A 20,319-nucleotide genomic window follows, 5' to 3' on the forward strand; every position below is an offset into this window, starting at 1 on the left:
TTCCCCGCCGCCTGAGCCTATTAATAATAATAGTTATCATTTATAATTGGTTGCGAATTTGACTCTATCTGGCGCTGGGCGTCAGCGATATGTCTTCGCTTACCGATGTATTTCTCCGCCACTACCGCGAGGTGCTGGGCTTTCTTTCGCTGCGCACCGGATCTCGCGATGTGGCCCAGGACTGCGCGCAGGACACCTGGATCAAACTGGCCGAGTTCAAGGACAAGACCCGCCCGGACAATGACCGCGCGTACGTCTTCCGGGTGGCGGCCAACATCGCCACCGACTGGCACCGCCGCCGCAGCCGCGAACTGACCGCGACGGCCGACTACGCGGCGGCCCAGCCCCCCTGCTTTGAAGCCGACACGCTGGATGTCGCAGCCGCCAATCAATTGCTGCGCCAGCTGGAAGCCGCCCTGCTCGCCCAGCCCCGCCGCAGCCTGGATGTCTTCGTCCTGCATCGCCACGAGGGGCTGACCTATCGCGCCATCGCCGAACGCTTCGCGATTTCGGTCAGCGCGGTGGAAAAGCACATGATGCGTATCCTGCTCGCCTGCGACCAGGCGCTGGCGTAAGCATGGCGCCTTCCGCCCGCCGGCCCCGGGCCGCCAATGAAGAAGCCTCGCGCTGGGTGGTGCGCGCCAGCGGGCAGCCGCTGGATGCGCAGACCCAGGCGGAATTCGATGCCTGGTATCAGGCCGACGCCAGCCACGCGGCCGCCTACGACAGGCTGGCGCGGGTGTGGCGCCGCATGGGCGAGATCGATCGCGGCAAGCTCGCCTCGCGGCCAACCCGCAAGCGCCGCGCCGTCTTGGCGCTGGCGCTGCTGGCGGCAACCGGCATGGCGTGGCACATGCTGGGGGATTTTCATCCTGGCGCGGACTACGCCAGCGGCGCCCAAGTGCTGCGCGTGGTCCTGCCCGACGGATCCACCGCCGTGCTGGATGCGCATTCTGCCATCGCGATCGATTTCGGACCCGACACACGCACGGTGCGGCTGCTGGCCGGCCAGGCGTTGTTCAATGCGGCGCCTCGCGTGGCCGGCGGTCCGGCCTTCACCGTGACCACGGCCGACGCCTCGGCGGCCGCGCTGGGCACCCGCTACAGCGTGGCGCTCGGATCCGGCGGCACTCATGTCACGGTCTATCAGCATCGCGTCGCGGTGCAGTGCCTGGCCTGCGCCGATGGCCAATCGCTGATCCTGGAACCGGGCCAGAGCGCCGTGGTGTCCGCTGCCGGCCTCGATCCCAGCGACGCCCCCAAGGAAGGCGCGCCCGACTGGAGCCAGGGGCTGCTGGCATTCAACAATGCCTCGCTGCCCGATGCCGCCGCGCAACTGTCGCGCTACACCGGCAAGCACATCCTGGTGCTGGGCGATCTGGCCCAGGGCACGCATGTGTCCGGCACGGCCAATATCGCGGATCCCAAGCGAGCGCTGGCCTTGCTGCTGGCCCAGACCAAGATACGGATCACCGATCTGCCGGGGGTGCTGATCCTGCGTTGACGGGCCACGGCCAATCGGTAAATGAGAATCGATATAAATTATTCATCACCCAGGCACTGAGGTAAACGCTGCGTGGCCACGTCCTACGGCTGACATCAACACCGCTTGGGACGTATCCATGGCTTTCCCCTTCGACGGCACCCCCCGGCGCCTGGCAGGCGCTTCAGCCGCCCTCCTTTGCGCCGTACTCGCGCTGACAGCGCCCGCCGCGGCGCAGCCGCCAGCACGCGCCGCCACCTACGACATACCCGCTCAACCGTTGGGTGAAGCCCTGCTGGCACTGGGCCGCCAGGCCGGGCTGGAGATTTCGTTCCCGCCCGCCGCGGTGGCGGGCAAGACCGCTCCCGCGCTGCAAGGCGAATACTCGGCTCTGCTGGCGCTGGACAAGCTGTTGGCCGGTTCCGGCCTGGCGCTGCGCGCCGACGGTCCGGGCCGCTATATCGTCTTCGTGGACAAGACCACCCAGTTTTCGCCTCTGCGGCTGGACGCGGTGCGGGTCTACGGCGAACAGGTCGGCGAGCGCGTCTACGGACGCGAGGAAATCGCCGAAACGCCGTCATCGAACCGGGACCTGAGCACGCTGCTCGCCACCCACCCGGCGGTCCGTACCAACCCAGGCGCGGCTGGTTCGCAGAACCGCGGCTCGCTCAACGTCGAGGACATCTCCTTCCACGGCTCCAGCCCCTACCAGAACCTGTTCCAGATCGACGGCATGGACGCGACAAACCGCGTGGATCCAGCCAGCAAGAACCTGAACCTGCAGGTCGGCAACATCCCCAGCAATCCGCAGTCGTACTTCGTGGACACCAGCCTGCTGGAAGAGGTGCGCGTTCACGATAGTTTCGTGCCGGTGGAATATGGGCGCTTCACCGGCGGCGTGGTGGATGCGCGGCTGCGCCGCTTTTCCGGCGAGAACCACCTGAACCTGGACTACCGCTGGAACACGTCGAAAATGACGCAGCAGCAGGTGTCCGAAGGCGACGAGGCCAGTTGGGCGAAAGGCAAGCCCGGCTATTCGCCGGAATGGAAAAAGCGCTTCTATTCGGCCGTGGGCGATATTGCGTTCAGCGAGAAAGCCGGCGCGGTGCTGGCCATGTCGCGCCGCGAATCGGACATCACGCGCTGGAACATGGGCGTCGATGACAAGGGCCAGCCGCTGCCCGGACAGGACCGCTACCAGGACCGCATCGACAACTTCCTGGGCAAGTTCAGCGTGCGCGCCAGCGCCGACACCATTGCCGATCTGACGCTGAAATACAGCGACCGCCGCGAAACCCTGGCCAGCGACCTGTTCCGCAACACGCGCTGGGACAACAACCACGGCGCGCGCGGCGTCAGCGGCAATGTGGATCACCTGTTCCAGGGCGGGCGCTTCACGTTGCAGGCTGGCTGGGACCGCTCGATGAGCAACCGCAAATCGGTGGGCAACGAGCTCGTGACCTACCAGCCGTACAAGCTGCCGCAGTACACCGCCGGCGGCTTCGGGCGCGAACAGACGCAGCAGGACACTTGGACGCTCAAGGGCCGCTTCGACCTGGACCCGGTGCGTACCGGCGTCTTCACCCACAGCCTGTACGCGGGCGCCGACATCCAGCATATCGAGGCGGGATTCAAGCGCTACCAGGAATCGTATTCCTACCGCCGTGCCTACAGCGCCAATGGCAAGTACCAGGACTTCAGCAAGGTCCGCTACCTGCCGGGCACCGTGGACGTGAACTACGACATGGCCGGCCTGTACCTGTCCGACCGTATCGAATGGCAGCGCCTGGCGCTGGATGCCGGCGTGCGCTACGACCGCGAGACGTTCCTGGGCAACAACAATATCTCGCCGCGCACCCGCCTGGACTGGGACATGGTCGGATCGGGCGACACGCTGCTCAGCGCCGGCTGGTCGCGCTACTACGGCGCCGAAGTCCTGGAGACCGCGCTGGAAGCCGAACGCAGCCGCCTGCGCAAGCAGGTGCTGGACGCCAAGGGCAAGCCGGTGGCCAACGGCGACAAGGAATACTTCGTTCAATACAAGGGCCTGCGCATGCCCTATGACGACGAATGGGCCGTGTCGCTGCGTCAGCGCATGGCCGGCGTGGAAGGCGTGCTGAGCTACGTGCATCGCAACGGCCGCGATCAATGGACCAAGACGGGCAACGAGCGCGACGGCTACAAGTACACCAACGACGGCCTGTCCACCACCGACGGCGTGAGCCTGACGCTGCGCATGCTGGAACCCTGGCGCCTGGGCGAGACGCGCTGGAACATGCAGGCGTCGTGGAGCTGGCAGAAGCGCAAGACCAACGCCGATCTGGTCGAAGGCTACACCGGCGATGCCCGCGCGCCGGACGACTACGTGATCTACAACGGTTCGCAGATGCGCGCCATCGACCTGCCGCCCAGCACCTTCTACCAACCGCAGGTCGCCACGATGACGTTGATCGGCGCGTGGCCGCGCGCCGGGCTGACGTGGAGCAACATGGTGAACTGGCGCAGCAAGCGCGACGCCACCATCTATGTCGGGGTGGGGCCCAAGCCCTATTACCTGGACCGCTACGAATCCGGCGAGCTGCCGTCGTACTGGACCTGGGACACCAAGCTGGCCTGGCAACCCACCTTCGCGCGCAATCTGGAATTCACGGTCGAGGTGTTGAACGTGCTGAACCGCATGCCCGCGGTGACAGCCAGCAATCCCAACCTGAAAACCAATCGCAGCACCTTCCAATCGGGACGCGAGCTATGGCTGCAAGTCGGCTACCGCTTCTGATCGCGGGCGCGGCGCTGGCGATGGCCGGCGCCGCGTGGGGCGGTGATGCCACCGGCGCCGACAAGCCCCGAGCCGTCGCCCCCGGCATCGCGGCATCGGCTCGGCCGTCCAGTGCCACTCTGCCCGCCCCAGCAAACCATCCACCCGCATCGCCCCCCCTCGCCGCGTGCCACAGCGCCACCGGCTGGGACGCCGCCTGCCTGCGGTCGCGCTATGCCGGGCCCGCCTCGACGTGGCCCGCGCCGACCATCGATCCCGGCGTGCACTGGACGGAATGGACGTCCGTCCCCCCCGCCACCAGCCCGCCGCTGAGCTGGACTGCCGTCAATCCCGGCCAGACAGAGCTGGCCGCCGACGTGGCGCGCGCGCCCATCGTTACACTGGGCCAGACGCTGTTCTTCGACACCCGGCTGTCGCGCAAGGGGCAAGTATCCTGTGCGTCCTGTCACCTGCCGCAGCGCGCCTTCACCGATGGCCTGGCGTTGGCGGTGGGCGAGGACAAGCTGATGGGCCGGCGGCGCTCCACGCCGTTGTTCGCCGCGCCGTTCGCGCCGCGCCTGTTCTGGGACGGGCGCGCGGCCAGCCTGAAAGAGCAGGTGCTGGGCCCTCTGCACGATCCACGCGAGATGAACCACGACGCCGCCGGCGCGGTGGCGCGGCTGCGGCTGGCCGAGGCCTATCCGCCGCTGTTCCTGAAGGCGTTTGGCGCGGCCCCTGCATCGCAGTCGCCCGTGGACGCGGACCGCATGGCGCGCGCGCTGGCGGCCTATGTGGCCTCGCTGCGGCCAGAACCCACCCGTTTCGACGCGTTCATCGCGGGCCGCAGGGATGCGCTGGACGACACCGAACTGTTGGGCATGCACCTGTTCCGTACCCAGGCCCGCTGCATGAACTGCCACAGCGGCGCGCTGCTGACCGATCACCAGTTCCACAATATCGGCCTGTCGTTCTATGGCCGCCGCAATCAGGACCTGGGACGCTTCGAGGTCACGCGGGATCCCGGCGACTTGGGCACATTCCGCACGCCCAGCCTGCGCAATGTTTCGCGCGCCGGCCCGTGGATGCATAACGGCCTGTTTCCGGACCTGAAGGGGCTGCTGCGAATGTACAACGCCGGCATGGGCCGCGAGCCCGGCCCCGCGAATCCGCCCGACCCGTATGCGCCGCGCAAGTCGGAACACATCAAGCCGCTGGACCTGAGCCCGGACGAGATTGATGCGTTGTTGGCGTTCTTGAAGGTGCTGTAAAAAAAGCTGCGTCCGTTACGGACGCAGCTTTTACTGGCGAGCTTGCGGATTACCGAGAGGCAACCCAGCGCATGATGCGGCAACCTGCCAGCGCGCTACGGGATGGCAATCCCTGGCACTCGCTCCCCCCTGGATCAGGAGTAAGGACGCTCGCGCAGACGGGTGTGGTGGTCGACGACGGTATCGATCACTTCACGCAGGATGGTCTCGGCCAGCGCCGCCGGCACGCCGGCTTCCTCGGCCAGGCGGCGGATACGCTGGACCTGCTGGTCTTCGCGCACCGGATCCACCAGATCCATGTCGTGGGCCTGCTTGAGTTCGCCGATCATGTCCGTGCAGCGGAACCGCACACCCAGCAGCAGGATGATCTGCTGGTCGATTTCATCGACCTCGGCGCGCAGTGCCGACAGCTCGGCTTGCGGAGAATCGTTATTGGCCATGTCTATTAACCTTGAACAATATCAAGCTTGGCGATGCCCAGCGCCAAGGTCTTGGCACCCACATCGCGGAACTGGATTTCGGCCTGCGCGTCTTGACCCGCACCGCTCAAGCCGATGATCGTGCCGTCGCCGAAACGCGCATGGTGTACACCCTGCCCCACACGATACTGCTTATCGCCCACCGTGACGCCGGTGGCCGTGCCGCGCGGTTGACGCGGCGCAATGGTGTTGGTGGCCTTGCGGCCAAATGCGTCGCCGCGGTTGCCGTTCCAGCCGGCGCCCGTGCTGCTGACCGGCGCGAGGCCGGCCTTGGGCGACAGCCATTTCAGGTGCTGTTCGGGGATTTCGTCCAGGAAGCGCGAGCGCATGGCGTAACGCGTCTGGCCATGCAGCATGCGGCTTTGCGCCAGGCTGATGTACAGGCGCTGCCGTGCGCGCGTGATCGCCACATACATCAGGCGGCGTTCTTCTTCCAGGCCGGATTGCTCCAGGATGCTGTTCTCGTGCGGGAACAGCCCTTCTTCAAGACCCGTGATGAAAACCGCATCGAACTCCAGGCCCTTGGCCGCGTGCACGGTCATGAGCTGCACGGCGTCCTGGCCTTGCTGGGCCTGATTGTCGCCGGCTTCCAGGGCCGCGTGCGACAGGAACGCCGCCAGCGGCGTCATGGTGTCGGCGACCACGGGCGGCGCATCGACCACACCCGGCGCCAGCGTGGACGAGGTGTCCTGTGCGGGTGGCACGCCGGCCGGCAGGCTGTCGTAGTTTTCCTCGGACGCGAACACCGCCGCGGCGGTGATCAGTTCGTTCAAGTTCTCCAGGCGCTCGGCGCCTTCCCGTTCGGCCTTGTAGTGCGCGTTCAGGCCGCTGGCCTCGAGCATGTGCTCGACCATTTCGGGCAACGGCAGATCGCGCGTTTCTTCGATCAGGCGATGGATAAGCTGGGCGAACTGGGCCAGGTTGGACCCGCCCTTGCCCGCCACCATGGCCACGGCCGCATACAGGCTGGAATCGTGCGCGCGGGCCGCATCGGCCAGCTGTTCCAACGTGCGCGCGCCAATGCCGCGCGTGGGGAAATTGACCACCCGCATCCAGGAGGTATCGTCGTGCGGATTGGCCATCAGGCGCAGGTAGGCCAGCGCGTGCTTGATTTCCTGGCGCTCGAAAAAGCGCAGGCCGCCGTAGACCTTGTACGGAATGCCGGCCGAGAAGATGGCGTGCTCGATCACGCGCGATTGCGCGTTGCTGCGGTAGAGCACGGCGATCTCGCGGCGCAGGCTGCCTTCGTGGATCAGCGAACGGATTTCGTCCACGATCCATTGGGCTTCCATACCGTCCGACGGCTGCTCGATGACGCGTACCGGCTCGCCCTCGCCCTGGTCGGTCCAGAGGTTCTTGCCCAGGCGGCCGCTGTTGTGGCCGATCAACGCGTTGGCCGAATCCAGGATGTGGCCGTACGAGCGGTAGTTCTGCTCCAGGCGGATGACGGTGCCGTGCGCGTAGTCGCGCTCGAAGTCGGACATATTGCCGACGTTAGCGCCGCGGAACGCATAGATGGACTGGTCGTCGTCGCCCACGGCGAAAATCGCCGCGCCGCCGCCGGCCAACAAGCGCAGCCACTTGTACTGCAGCGTGTTGGTGTCTTGGAACTCGTCGACCAGGATGTGGCGAAAGCGCCGCTGGTAGTGCTCGCGCACGGGCGCGTTGCGCGACAGCAGTTCGTAGGCGCGCAGCAGCAATTCGGCGAAATCCACCACGCCTTCGCGTTGGCATTGGGCTTCGTAGAGTTGGTAGATCTCGATCAGGCGGCGGCGGTGGGCGTCGTAAGCTTCGACGTCGTTCGGACGCAGGCCTTCTTCCTTGGCGCCGTTGATGAAGCGTTGCACGTCGCGCGGCGGGTACTTTTCGTCGTCGACGCCGTTGGCTTTCATCAGGCGCTTGATGGCCGCCAACTGATCGGTGACATCAAGGATCTGGAACGTTTGCGGCAGGCCGGCATCGCGATGATGCGCACGCAGCATGCGGTTGCAAAGACCGTGGAAGGTGCCGATCCAGAGGCCGCGCGTATCGATCGGCAGGATGGACGACATGCGCGCCAGCATTTCGCGGGCGGCCTTGTTGGTGAACGTGACCGCCAGAAGCCCAAAAGGCGAAGCCTGGCCGGTTTGAATCAGCCAGGCCATGCGGGTGGTGAGCACCCGGGTCTTCCCGCTGCCCGCCCCGGCCAGGACCAGGGCGTGCTGCGGTTCTAACGTTACTGCGGCGCGTTGTTCAGGGTTGAGCTTCTCTAGCATCATGCCGCGTAGCGGCGCAGACGTTGAGCGAATTGCTCGAGCCCGGCGATGCCGCTTTGCTGGGCGCGCTGGCACCAGGCCTGCAGATCATGAAGGAGCTGTTCGCTGCTGGCGCTGGAGCTTTCCCAGATGCGGCCGAGTTCGCGGCGCATTTGCACCAGGGTCGACAGCGACTTGTTCTGGGCGATGGCCTTGTCCACGGCTTCGAGTTGCTCGGGCTGGAGGATGTCCTCGTTGCGGTGGATGGCGCGGCGCACCTTGTGCAGCTTGTTCCAGCCGCAATCCGCGTTGCCGTCCTGGCGCGAGGCCTTCAGCTTGGCGAGTTCTTCGCGGGCAGCGCCCTTGATCACGTCCGCATAGCGGGCCATGACTTCGTAGCGGTGCGTGATCACGCCTTGCAGCGTGCGCAGGTCGATGCCGGTCTTGGAGTCATCCAGCTTGAGCTTGGGCGCGACCTTCTTGATCTTGGCCAGGCCCAGGAACTTCAGGATGTTGATGTAGCACCAGCCGATGTCGAATTCGTACCACTTGGCCGAGAACTTGGCCGACGTGCCGTGAGCGTGGTGATTGTTGTGCAGCTCTTCGCCGCCGATCACGATGCCCCAGGGGAACACGTTGGTGCTGGTGTCCGGGCTGTTGTAGTTGCGGTAGCCCCAGTAGTGGCCGATACCGTTGACAACGCCGGCCGCCCAGAAGGGGATCCAGGCCATCTGGACAGCCCAGACCGTGACGCCGATGGCGCCGAACAGGGCGATGTCGATGGCGAGCATGCTCAGCACGCCCCACAGGCTGTGTTTGCTGTAGACGTTGCGTTCGAGCCAATCGTCAGGCGTGCCGTGGCCGAACTTGGCCATGGTTTCCTTGTTGTTGGATTCTTCGCGGTAGAGCTCAGCGCCGCGGAACAGCACTTTCCAGATGCCGAACAGGATGGGCGAATGGGGGTCGCCTTCCTTTTCGCACTTGGCGTGGTGCTTGCGGTGGATGGCAACCCATTCCTTGGTGACCATGCCGGTAGTCATCCAGAGCCAGAAGCGGAAGAAGTGCATGACGGCCGGATGCAGATCCAGGCCGCGGTGCGCTTGGCTACGGTGCAGGAAGACGGTGACGGCCACGATCGTGATGTGGGTCACTACCAGGGTGAATACGACGACCTGCCACCAAGACGCTTGGGTCAGACCACCGGCAATGAAGGAGAGGATGTAATCCATAAAGCTGTTGTTAGCCTCGCTTGAAGAGTGCCTGAAGTTTAGCTTACCTTTGCCATCTTATGACAAGGGAGTTTCAAAATAGTTTTGAGCGAAATCAAGGACTAAGCCCCGCTTTTAAGCACAAAATCGCACGCTCGCGGCGGCGTTGGCAAGCCGCGGACAGATACCGTGCGGACTTCCGGCAGCGGGGCCGGCGCTTCCCGGGACAGGGGAAACCTTCGCAAGGCATGGTGTTTTGGCTACATTGCGCCATTAAAGTTCCTGTCAGGTCCGGTGGCTGTCTTGCGGGCGCCACGTGTCTGGCGCACACTTCGGTCCGTTTCCCCCGCCACCATCCTGCCGTTCCCTTCCGATGTTTCGCGAAAAAGCCCGTCCCTACTTTATTTCAATGCTGGCCCTGTGCGGGCTGACCGTGACGGCAGCCGCCGGCGCCCAATCGCTGAAAACCGGGGACATTGCCGTGCTCGCGTCTTACTATGAGATTCGGGGGTCGGATTGCCTGGCGCTGCGCGCGCCGCGCGTGACGATCACGCTGCAGCCACGCCTGGGCACAGCCAGCATCGTGCAGACCCGGGGGCAATCCGGCGAAACGGGACGTTGCGCATATAAGACAGTACCGGTCGCCCAGCTGGTCTATCAGGCCAACCAGGCCGGATCGGACTCGCTGGCCTGGGAAGTGAAATACCAGAATAAGACGGTCGGCACCCGCCGCTACAGCGCCACGCTGGGCATCGCGCCGGCTCCCTGAGCCGGCGCTACCCGCGCGCCTCAGGCCGCGGGCTTGGCTTCGACCGCCTCGGCCGCCACCGACGCCTGGTCATCGGCCGCTTGGGCCTGAACGGTTTCCGACTCGGCCTGCACGACGGCGTCGGCTTCGTCATTACCGTCCGCCACCACGGCGTTTTCTGCCTCGGCGGCCTCTTCCGTCTGCGCGTCGGCCTCGGCATCGGCCACGGCGGCGCCCTTCTTGCGGCGCTCGAAGACCGCGGCGAAGAAGCCGTCGGTGCCATGCACGTCGGGACGCAGTTGGACGTACGGGCCTTCCAGCTTCAGGTTTTCGCAACGCGCGGCCAGGATTTCAACGGCATCGACGCGTTCGAAATCCGGATGGCTGGCCAGGAAGCGCTCGGCCTGCACTTCGTTTTCCTCGGCCAGCAGGCTGCACGTGGCGTACACCAGGCGTCCGCCCGGGGCGACGCAGCGCGCGGCGCTGTTCAGGATGCGCTCCTGCAATTGGCCCAGTTCGGCCAGCGCCTCGGGGTGCTGGCGCCACTTCAGGTCGGGGTTGCGACGCAGGGTCCCGATGCCGCTGCACGGCGCGTCGACCAGCACGCGCTGGGCCTTGCCGGCCAGGCGCTTGACCCGGGTGTCGTTTTCGCTGTCGATGACGACGGGCACGACGTTCGACAGGCCGCTGCGGGCAAAGCGCGGCTTGGCGCGGGCCAGACGGGCGGCCGAGACGTCGAAGGCGTAGAGCCGGCCGGTCGAGCGCATCAGCGCGCCCAGCAGCAGGGTCTTGCCGCCGGCGCCGGCGCAGAAGTCGATGATCATTTCGCCGCGGCGCGGAGCCACCAGCAGGGCCAGCAGTTGGCTGCCTTCGTCCTGCACTTCGATGCTGCCGTTTTCGAATTGCGGCCAGCGGTTGATGGCCGGACGGCCTTCCATGCGGATGCCCCACGGCGAGTAGGGCATGGCCACGGGTTCGTAGCGGCCGGCGCTTTGCTGCAGCTCGGTCAACATGGCGTCGCGCTCGGCCTTGAGCGGGTTGACGCGCAGGTCCAGGCTAGCCTGGCGGTTCAGCGCCTCGATCAGGGTTTCCGGGCTGTCCATGAGCGCGAGGCGCTCGTCGAGCCAGTCGGGGATGCTGCCGCGCACGGCGCGCGGCAGGGTCGCCAGGTCGATCTGCAGCACGCGCTTGAGCCATTCGGCTTCAGCGGCGTCCATGCCCTCTTCCAGCGCGTCCACGCCCAGCGTCGCGGCCAGGCCCAGGATCGCCAGGCGGCGCGAGGCCGGCCCGACACCGCTTTCGCCGAACTGGCGGTAGCGGCGCAGGTGGCGCAGCACGTCGTAGACGGCCTCGGCGACCTCGGACCGGTCACGGGCGCCCAGGCCGGGATGGTGGCGCAGCCAATGCGACAGCGCGGCGTCGGCCGGGTAGGTCCATTGCAGGATCTCGCCCAGCACGCGCTGCACCTGGTCAATGCGGCTGGCGGCGTAGGACAGGCGCGGGCGATTGAATTGCGGTTTCTGCGGCGCGGCCGCTTCGCGATGGCCGTGGCCGGTCTCGTCGCGCGGGCCGCCGTGGGACGGACGCGAATCCGGACGGCCTTGGCCTTCGCGGCGGTCCGACCCGTACGAACCACGCTCGCCGCCGCGGTTTTCGCCACGCGGAGCGCCGTAGGACGGGCGCGAGTCCGGACGGCCTTGGCCTTCGCGGCGGTCCGACCCGTACGAACCACGCTCGCCGCCACGGTTTTCGCCACGCGGAGCGCCGTAGGACGGGCGCGAATCCGGACGGCCTTGGCCTTCGCGGCGGTCCGACCCGTACGAACCGCGCTCGCCGCCACGGCTTTCCCCTCGCGGAGCGCCGTAGGATGGGCGCGAATCCGGACGGCCTTGGCCTTCGCGGCGGTCCGACCCGTACGAACCACGCTCGCCGCCACGGTTTTCGCCACGCGGAGCGCCGTAGGACGGGCGCGAATCCGGACGGCCTTGGCCTTCGCGGCGGTCCGAACCGTACGAACCACGCTCGCCGCCACGGCTTTCCCCTCGCGGAGCGCCGTAGGATGGGCGCGAATCCGGACGGCCTTGGCCTTCACGGCGGTCCGAATTGTAGGAACCTCGTTCACCGCCACGGTTTTCGCCGCGCGGCGCGTCGTAGGACGGACGCGGCGTCGGTCGGCCCTGGCCTTCGCGGCGCTCGGCGCCGTAGGAACCGCGCTCGCCACCCCGGTTTTCGCCTCGCGGGGCGTCATAGGACTGACGCGGAGCCGGACGGCCCTGGCCTTCGCGGCGCTCGGCGCCGAAGGAGCCGCGGTCTTCGCGGCCGCCGCTGGCGCGCTCGGGACGCGGCGCGCGTTCGCCCGGCGTGGCGCCGCGCGCCTCGCCCTTGGGACGCGAGAAGAAGGACCGACCGTCGCGCCCTTCGGCGGCTGCCCTGGGGGCACCGGCCGGACGTGAACGCGGAGATTGGGGTTTGCTCATGGTGTATTCCAGTGGGGCGGAGGAGTTCCGCCCGATAAAAGCGATTCAGGGCCGCCTGGAGGCAAGCGGCCCGCGATGCAAGATTGCCTAGGCCGCAGCCGACCAGGAGAACAGGCGGTCGGGGTCGCCCTGCACGTCTACCCGGTGGTCGTTGGTCAGGGTAACCCGGCCTTCGGCCAACCAGCGCACGGCGGCGGGAAAAGCCTGATGTTCCACCTCTAGTACGCGATTAGCCAGCATTTCGGGGGTATCGCCCGCCAGGACCGGCACGCAGCCCTGGGCGATGATGGGGCCGTGATCCAGCACCGGGGTCACGAAATGCACGGTGCAGCCGTGCACCCGCACGCCGGTGGCCAGGGCCTGGGCGTGGGTGTGCAGCCCCGGAAACGCCGGCAGCAGTGACGGGTGGATGTTGACCAGCCGGCCGGCGTAGTGGTTGACGAAGCCGGGCGTCAGGACCCGCATGAAGCCGGCCAGGATGACGTAATCGGGCGCATGCAGGTCGATTTCAGCGGCCAGCGCGGCGTCGAAGGCTTCGCGGCTGGCGTAGTCCTTGTGGTACAGCGCGGCGGTGGCGATGCCTTGCTGGGCCGCCCATTCCAGGCCGCCGGCGTCCGGCCGGCTGGCGATGACGGCCGCGATGCGGGCGGGCCAGCCCTGCTCGCGACAGGCCTGGACCAAGGCCTGCATATTGCTGCCGCGTCCCGAGATCAGGATGACGATGCGGCGCTGTGTAGTAGATGTTTCCGGCAAGATGACCAATCCAAATTGGGGATGTCGAACAATCCCGTAATCCAAAATTGTAAACTCTCGCTCGTGAAACCATCGCTGCGCATCTACCGATCCCTTCCTCCGCCCGCTCAGCGCGCTCCTTGCGCGTTGACCATCGGCAATTTCGACGGCGTCCACCGCGGGCACCAGGCCATGCTGGCGCACGTCTGCCAGGTGGCGCGCGAGCGCGGCCTGACCCCGGCCGTGATGACCTTCGAGCCGCACCCGCGCGAGTATTTCGCCACGCTGAACCACCGCCCCGAGCTGGCGCCGACCCGCGTGTCGGGCCTGCGCGACAAACTGGCGGCGCTGGCGCGCTACGGCATTTCGCAGGTGGTGGTGGAGCGCTTCAACGCCCGCCTGGCCGAAATGTCGGCCAATGCCTTCATCGAGAACCTGCTGGTGGCCGGGCTGAATGCCAAATGGCTGCTGGTGGGCGAAGACTTCCGCTTCGGCCACAAGCGCAGCGGCGACATCGACCTGCTGCGCGAAGCCGGCCTGCGCCATGGCTTCGAGGTGCAGACCCTGGCCGACGTGACCGACCGGCACGGCCACCGCATTTCCAGTTCTGAAGTGCGCACCGCCCTGGCGGTGGGCGACCTGGACCGCGCCCGCCACCTGCTGGGCCATCCCTACCATATCAGCGGCCACGTGATCCACGGCCAGAAGCTGGGCCGCACCCTGGGCTTTCCCACCATGAATCTGCGGGTGGCCGAGCGCTGCGCGGCCCGTTCGGGCATTTACGTGGTCCAGGTCTATGGCCTGGGCGACCGCGCCCTGCCGGCCGTAGCCAGCCTGGGCGTGCGCCCCACGGTCGAAGACCGCGGCCGCGTGCTGCTTGAGTCACACCTGCTCGACGAGACCGTCGACGCTTACGGTAAACTCGTGCGTATCGAATTCCTGCACAAGTTGCGGGACGAAGAAAAATTTCCTGACCTCCCTTCCCTGACTGCCGCCATCGCCGAAGACGCGCGAAACGCGCGCGCCTATTTTGCCGTTCATGGACTATAAAAAGACCCTCAACCTGCCCGATACCCCCTTCCCCATGCGGGGCGACCTCGCCAAACGCGAGCCCGCCTGGATTGCGCAGTGGGAGGAAAACCACGTCTACCAGGCGATCCGCGCCGCCAGCAAGGGGCGTCCGCGCTTCGTGCTGCACGACGGCCCGCCCTATGCGAACGGCGACATCCACATCGGCCATGCGGTCAACAAGATCCTGAAGGACATCATCGTCAAGAGCCGCAACATGGCTGGCTACGACGCGCATTACGTGCCGGGCTGGGATTGCCACGGCATGCCGATCGAGATCCAGATCGAAAAGAAATACGGCAAGCACCTGCCCGTGGCGGAAGTGCAGTCCAAGGCCCGCGCCTACGCGCTCGAGCAGATCGACCGCCAGCGCAAGGACTTCAAGCGCCTGGGCGTGCTGGGCGGCTGGGATCGTCCCTACATGACGATGAACTTCAGCAATGAAGCCGACGAAATCCGCGCGCTGGGCAGCATCCTGGACAAGGGCTACGTGTTCCGCGGCCTGAAGCCCGTGAACTGGTGTTTCGACTGTGGCTCGGCCCTGGCCGAAGCCGAAGTCGAGTACGCCGACCGCGTCGACCCGGCCGTGGACGTGGCCTTCCCGTTCGCCGAGCCGGCCAAGCTGGCCCAGGCCTTCGGCCTGAAATCGGTCGAAGACGGCGCCATCGTCATCTGGACCACCACGCCCTGGACCATCCCGTCGAACCAGGCGCTGAACGTGCACCCGGAAATCGAATACGCGCTGGTGCGCGTGTCGCCCGTGCCCAAGTTCGGTCCGCTGTTGCTGGTGGCCAAGGAACGCGTCCAAGCCTGCCTGAAATCCTGGGGCCTGGAAGGCGAAGTCATCGCCACCGCCCCCGGCGCCGCCTTGTCGGGCATCGAATTCCGCCATCCGCTGGCCCAGTTCGAAGCCGCCTACGACCGCAAGTCGCCCGTGTACCTGGGCGACTACGTCACGGCCGACTCGGGCACCGGCGTGGTGCACTCGGCCCCCGCCTACGGTATCGAAGACTTCATCTCGTGCAAGGCGCACGGCATGAAGGACACCGACTTCATCAGCCCGGTCATGGGCGATGGCAAGTACGTCGACAGCCTGGCGCTGTTCGGCGGCCTGTCCATCTGGGATGCCAACCCCAAGATCGTCGAGGCCCTGACCGAAGCCGGCGCGCTGATGCATGTGGAAAAGCACAAGCACAGCTACATGCACTGCTGGCGCCACAAGACCCCCATCATTTACCGCGCCACCAGCCAATGGTTCGCCGGCATGGACGTGGCCCCGAAAGACGGCGGCCCGACCCTGCGCGAATCGGCGCTGGCCGGCATCGATGCCACGGCCTTCTACCCGGCCTGGGGCCGCGCCCGCCTGCACGCCATGATCGCCAACCGTCCGGACTGGACCCTGTCGCGCCAGCGCCAGTGGGGTGTCCCGATGGCGTTCTTCGTGCACAAGGAAACCGGCGAGCTGCATCCGCGCACGTCCGAGCTGCTTGAACAAGTGGCCCAGCGCGTCGAGCAAGGCGGCATCGAAGCCTGGCAGGCCCTGGATCCCCGCGAACTGCTGGGCGACGAGGCCGACCAATACGAAAAGAACCGCGACACGCTGGACGTCTGGTTCGATTCCGGCAGCACCCACGCCACCGTACTGGGCGGCAAGGACCACGCCTTCGCCGGTTCGCACGGCGCTGAACTCGCCTGGCCGGCCGACCTGTACCTGGAAGGCTCCGACCAGCACCGCGGCTGGTTCCATTCCTCGCTGCTGACCGGCTGCATGCTCTATGGACAGCCGCCCTACAAGGCCCTGCTGACGCACGGCTTCGTGGTGGACGGCCAGGGCCGCAAGATGAGCAAGTCGGTGGGCAACGTGATCGCCCCGCAAAAGGTGTCCGACTCGCTGGGCGCGGAAATCCTGCGCCTGTGGGTCGCGTCCACCGATTATTCGGGCGAGCTGTCGATTTCCGACGAGATCCTCAAGCGCGTGGTCGAAGGCTACCGCCGCATCCGCAACACGCTGCGCTTCCTGTTGGCCAACCTGGCCGACTTCGACGCCGTGTCGCAATCGGTGCCGTACGGCGAACTGTTCGAGATCGACCGCTATGCGCTGGCCATGACCGCGCAGATGCAGGCCGAAGTCCAGGCCAACTACGAACGCTACGACTTCCACCCGGCGGTGTCCCGCCTGCAGACGTTCTGCTCGGAAGACCTGGGCGCGTTCTACCTGGACATCCTGAAAGACCGGCTGTACACCTCGGCGGTTGGCAGCGTCGCCCGCCGCTCGGCCCAGACCGCTTTGCTGGACATCACCCAGACCCTGCTCAAGCTGATGGCCCCGATCCTGTCGTTCACGGCGGAAGAGGCCTGGAAGGAACTGGCGAACTCGGCCCTGAAGCACCAAGCCGACGCAGCCCGCGTCACCATCTTCACCGAGGTCTACCACGCGCTGCCGCCGTTCGCGGACGCCGATGCCCTGTCGACCAAGTGGACGCGCCTGCGCGCCATTCGCGCCGACGTCCAGCGCAAGCTGGAAGAAGTGCGCACGGCGGGCGACATCGGTTCATCGCTGCAGGCCGAAGTGGACCTGTACGCCAACGGCGAAGACCAGCAACTGCTGGCCAGCCTGGGCGATGACCTGCGCTTCGTGCTGATCGTGTCGCGCGCCACCGTGCATGCCGGCGAAGGCGAGACCCGCATCCAGGTCACGCCTTCGGCGCACAAGAAATGCGAACGCTGCTGGCACTGGCGCCTGGACGTGGGCCAGGATCCGGATCACCCCGAGATCTGCGGCCGCTGCGTGTCCAACCTGTTCGGCTCGGGCGAAGCCCGCGACAAGGCCTGAACATGGCCGGCCCCGCCCCTGAAGGCGCCGCGGTGTCCGCGGCGGCTGGCGCGCCCCCCGCCCGGGTGGGCCGCTGGCTGGCCCTCGCGCTCGTGATCATCGTCCTGGACCAATTGACCAAGGTGTACTTCAACACCTCGTATCAGTACGGCGAACGGGTCAATCTGCTGCCTTTCTTTGACTTCACGCTGCTGTTCAACCGCGGCGCGGCGTTCAGCTTTTTGGCCTCGGAAGAAGGCTGGCAGCGCTGGCTGTTCACCGCGTTGGGCATCGTGGCCGCCGTGGTCATCACCGTGATCCTGCGCCGCACCCGCGGCCAGCCGCGGTTCTGCCTGGCGCTGACGCTGATCCTGGGCGGCGCCATCGGCAACGTGATTGATCGCGTGGTCTATGGCCACGTGGTGGACTTCCTGCTGTTCTATTGGGGCGACTCGTATTTCCCCGCCTTCAACCTGGCGGACGTGGGCATCAGCTGCGGCGCCGCCCTGCTGGTGCTGGACGAATTGCTGCGCGCGCGCAAGCCTCGGGCCTGATTCCCCAGGCTTGCTGCCCCAAAAACCCGGCCGATGGCCGGGTTTTGTCTTGTTTGACGCCCCCTATCGGCATGGCGAACGGCGCAATACCGCAATGCAGAATAAAATCACTGTCCGTTCCTCGATTTGACGGCGCTGAACCCGCCGTCCGACCCTCATGCTCGACCTCGCCCGCAAACGCATCGTCCTCGGTCTGACCGGGGGCATCGCCTGCTACAAAATCGCCGAGCTGGTGCGGCGCATGACCGAACAAGGCGCCACCGTCGATGTGGTGATGACCGAGGCGGCCACGCACTTCATCACCCCCGTCACGATGCAAGCCCTGTCGGGCCGCCCGGTGTTCGTGGATGCGTGGGACGCCCGCGTGCCCAACAACATGGCGCACATCGACCTGACGCGCGGCGCCGACGCCGTGCTGATCGCCCCCGCCAGCACCGACTTCATGGCCAAGCTGGCGCACGGCATGGCCGACGACCTGCTGTCCACCCTGTGCGTGGCGCGCGCCTGCCCCTTGCTGGTGGCACCCGCCATGAACCGCGAAATGTGGGCCAACCCGGCCACGCAACGCAACGTCGCGCAGTTGCGCGCCGACGGCATCAGCGTGCTGGGCCCGTCCGCCGGCGAACAGGCCTGTGGTGAAACGGGCGACGGCCGCATGCTGGAAGCCCACGAAATCCTGACGGACCTGATCGCCTTCTTCCAGCCCAAGCTGCTGGCTGGGCGCCACGTGCTGCTGACCGCCGGCCCCACGTCCGAACCCGTGGACCCGGTGCGCGTGCTGAGCAACCGTTCGTCGGGCAAGACCGGCTACGCCCTGGCCCGGGCCGCCCGCGAAGCCGGCGCCCGCGTCACCCTGATCACCGGCGCCACCGCCCTGCCCGTACCGCGCGGCGTCACCGCCTTGTCGGTCACGACCGCGCGCCAGATGCACGACGCCGTGATGGCCAGCGCGACCGACGCCGACATCTTCATCGCGGTGGCCGCCGTGGCGGACTGGCGCGTCAAGAACGTCAGCGCGCAAAAGCTGAAGAAAACCAGCGAAGGCGGCGGCGCGCCGCTGATGGAATTCGAGCCCAACCCCGACATCCTGGCCGAAGTGGCCAAGTTGAAAGACGGCCCGTGGTGCGTGGGCTTTGCCGCCGAAACCGAAAAGCTGGCCGAGCATGCCGAAGCCAAGCGCGCGCGCAAGGGCATTCCGCTCTTGGTCGGCAACCTGGCGCACAAGGTCATGGACGCCGACACCACCGAACTGGTGTTGTTCGACGCACAGGGTGCGCACCCGCTGCCGGCCGCCGACAAGCTGGACGCCGCGCGCCGCCTGATCGCCGAGATCGCTGCGCGTTTGCCGGCCTGAGCGACCTGATAAATCTGCAATACACATTACAGGCCGCCACCTTCGCACCAAAAAAACGCCAGACGAAAGTCTGGCGTTTTTGCTTGCGTAGCGCTGCACGACGCCGGCCCAGGCCTGGTCTGGATGCCGGCATCGACCGCCTGCGTTACTGCTCCAGGCTGATCTTGGCCACTCGCACGATGTCAGCCCATTGCTTGCGGTCATTTTCCAGGAATTGGCCGAATTTCTCGGGCGTCATGCCGGTGACCGGCTCCGAGCCCAGGCCCGCCATCTTCTCGATCACGGCCGGTTGCTTCAGCACGTCCTGCAACGCGGCGTAATAGGCCGCCAGCACGTTGGCTGGCACGCCTGCCGGGGCGAACACGCCCTGCCAGGTCGGCATGTCGAAGCCCTTCAGGCCTTGTTCGTCCAGCGTGGGCACGTTGGGCAATTGCGCCGAGCGCTTGAGCGAAGCCACGGCGATGGCCTTGACCTTGCCTTGGCTGGCCAAGGGCGCGGCGGTCGAGATGTTGTCCATCGTCATGGCGATATGGCCGCCGAGCAGGTCGGTGATGACCGGCGCGGCGCCACGGTAGGCTGCGTGCGGCACCTTCACGCCCATCTTGTACAGCATGGTCTCGGCGATCAGGTGGTTGGAGATGCCCACGCCGGCGGTGCCGTAGGTAGCGGTGGGCGTCTTCTGGAAGTAGTCCTTCAGTTCCGCCAGGTTGTTGGCCGGCACGTCCTTGTTGACGATGACGACGTTGGGCTGCACGGCCGCCAGCGTGATGGGCGTGAAATCCGCCGGCTTGTAATTGGTGCCCTTGGGATTGAGGACATGCGTGATGGCCATGGAGCCGGCAGCCGCGATGCCGATGGTGTAGCCGTCGGGTTGCGATTGCGACAGGCGGTACGCCATGATGTTGCCGCCGGCGCCGGCCAGGTTCTCGACCACCACGGTCTGCCCCAGGCGCTGCGACAGCGGTTCGGCTAACAGCCGCGCCAGGGTGTCGGCGGAGCCGCCGGGCGCGAAGCCCACCAGCAGGCGTACCGGCTTGGTCGGCTTCCAGGCATCGGCGGCCAAGGCCGGTGCGGTGGCCAGCGAGGTGGTGATAAACAGTGCGCCCGCGGCGCGTTGCAAGGTGCTGCTGAACATGAAGTGGTTTCC

At 66.6% G+C, this 20,319-nt stretch carries 15 protein-coding genes; 9 read left to right on the forward strand and 6 right to left on the reverse strand.

From position 1 onward, the window contains the following. Positions 1 to 89: 89 nt before the first annotated feature. From A9974_RS15455 to A9974_RS15470, 4 genes are all read left to right on the forward strand, one after another. On the forward strand, positions 90 to 575 hold the full coding sequence (locus tag A9974_RS15455; protein ID WP_183005040.1) for an RNA polymerase sigma factor: 486 nt from the start codon (positions 90 to 92) through the stop codon (positions 573 to 575). A 2-nt stretch (positions 576 to 577) separates the two neighbouring features. Beyond that, a complete protein-coding gene (locus tag A9974_RS15460; protein ID WP_183005041.1) occupies positions 578 to 1,504 on the forward strand; it encodes a FecR domain-containing protein in 927 nt (308 codons plus the stop codon). Positions 1,505 to 1,622: 118 nt separating this feature from the next. Continuing rightward, entirely contained in the window at positions 1,623 to 4,259 is a 2,637-nt protein-coding gene (locus A9974_RS15465; RefSeq protein WP_183005042.1) for a TonB-dependent siderophore receptor, read from the forward strand. Continuing rightward, positions 4,232 to 5,506 (forward strand): cytochrome-c peroxidase, encoded by a 1,275-nt coding sequence (locus A9974_RS15470; RefSeq protein ID WP_220805960.1) that lies wholly within the window; start codon positions 4,232 to 4,234, stop codon positions 5,504 to 5,506. Before A9974_RS15465 ends, A9974_RS15470 begins: the two co-directional genes overlap by 28 nt. Positions 5,507 to 5,640: 134 nt before the next feature. Here A9974_RS15470 and A9974_RS15475 read toward each other — a convergent pair whose 3' ends face one another. Genes A9974_RS15475 through A9974_RS15485 form a run of 3 tightly spaced genes read right to left on the reverse strand, consistent with a single transcriptional unit; the run spans position 5,641 to position 9,448 of the window. Beyond that, the gene (locus tag A9974_RS15475) at positions 5,641 to 5,946 is read right to left on the reverse strand and encodes a chorismate mutase (protein WP_183005043.1); all 306 of its coding nucleotides are present in this window, start codon (positions 5,944 to 5,946) and stop codon (positions 5,641 to 5,643) included. A gap of 5 nt (positions 5,947 to 5,951) precedes the next feature. Continuing rightward, positions 5,952 to 8,243, reverse strand: coding sequence for a UvrD-helicase domain-containing protein (locus tag A9974_RS15480; RefSeq protein WP_183005044.1), 2,292 nt, complete (start codon positions 8,241 to 8,243; stop codon positions 5,952 to 5,954). Beyond that, positions 8,240 to 9,448 (reverse strand): fatty acid desaturase, encoded by a 1,209-nt coding sequence (locus A9974_RS15485; protein ID WP_183005045.1) that lies wholly within the window; start codon positions 9,446 to 9,448, stop codon positions 8,240 to 8,242. Before A9974_RS15485 ends, A9974_RS15480 begins: the two co-directional genes overlap by 4 nt. 352 nt (positions 9,449 to 9,800) lie before the next feature. Between A9974_RS15485 and A9974_RS15490 the strand changes: the two genes are divergently transcribed. Next, positions 9,801 to 10,196, forward strand: coding sequence for a hypothetical protein (locus tag A9974_RS15490; protein ID WP_183005046.1), 396 nt, complete (start codon positions 9,801 to 9,803; stop codon positions 10,194 to 10,196). 20 nt (positions 10,197 to 10,216) lie between these two features. Here the strand turns inward: A9974_RS15490 and A9974_RS29615 are convergent, their stop codons facing one another. Next, positions 10,217 to 11,632, reverse strand: a complete 1,416-nt coding sequence (locus A9974_RS29615; protein ID WP_183005212.1) for an RsmB/NOP family class I SAM-dependent RNA methyltransferase — start codon at positions 11,630 to 11,632, stop codon at positions 10,217 to 10,219. Positions 11,633 to 12,739: 1,107 nt separating this feature from the next. After that, positions 12,740 to 13,405 carry a phosphoribosylglycinamide formyltransferase gene (purN, locus tag A9974_RS15500; RefSeq protein WP_183005047.1) on the reverse strand — a complete coding sequence of 222 codons (666 nt, stop codon included), beginning with the start codon at positions 13,403 to 13,405 and terminating at the stop codon, positions 12,740 to 12,742. Positions 13,406 to 13,468: 63 nt separating this feature from the next. Here purN and A9974_RS15505 point away from each other — a divergent pair, with 63 nt between their 5' ends. The 4 genes from A9974_RS15505 to coaBC all read left to right on the forward strand — a co-directional run bounded on the left by A9974_RS15505 (position 13,469) and on the right by coaBC (position 19,172). Beyond that, entirely contained in the window at positions 13,469 to 14,434 is a 966-nt protein-coding gene (locus tag A9974_RS15505; protein ID WP_183005048.1) for a bifunctional riboflavin kinase/FAD synthetase, read from the forward strand. Then, complete coding sequence (ileS, locus tag A9974_RS15510) at positions 14,424 to 17,285, forward strand: isoleucine--tRNA ligase (RefSeq protein ID WP_183005049.1); 2,862 nt, start codon at positions 14,424 to 14,426, stop codon at positions 17,283 to 17,285. Before A9974_RS15505 ends, ileS begins: the two co-directional genes overlap by 11 nt. Before the next feature lie 2 nt (positions 17,286 to 17,287). After that, the gene (gene lspA, locus A9974_RS15515; protein WP_183005050.1) at positions 17,288 to 17,818 is read left to right on the forward strand and encodes a signal peptidase II; all 531 of its coding nucleotides are present in this window, start codon (positions 17,288 to 17,290) and stop codon (positions 17,816 to 17,818) included. Positions 17,819 to 17,975: 157 nt separating this feature from the next. Beyond that, positions 17,976 to 19,172, forward strand: a complete 1,197-nt coding sequence (coaBC, locus tag A9974_RS15520; RefSeq protein WP_175191942.1) for a bifunctional phosphopantothenoylcysteine decarboxylase/phosphopantothenate--cysteine ligase CoaBC — start codon at positions 17,976 to 17,978, stop codon at positions 19,170 to 19,172. Positions 19,173 to 19,317: 145 nt separating this feature from the next. On the opposite strand, the gene A9974_RS15525 is transcribed toward coaBC, so the two are convergent. Further along, complete coding sequence (locus A9974_RS15525) at positions 19,318 to 20,307, reverse strand: tripartite tricarboxylate transporter substrate binding protein (RefSeq protein WP_183005051.1); 990 nt, start codon at positions 20,305 to 20,307, stop codon at positions 19,318 to 19,320. Positions 20,308 to 20,319 lie beyond the last annotated feature (12 nt).

Origin of the sequence: Achromobacter sp. UMC71 (assembly GCF_014170305.1) — a bacterium.
Taxonomy (GTDB): domain Bacteria; phylum Pseudomonadota; class Gammaproteobacteria; order Burkholderiales; family Burkholderiaceae_B; genus Achromobacter.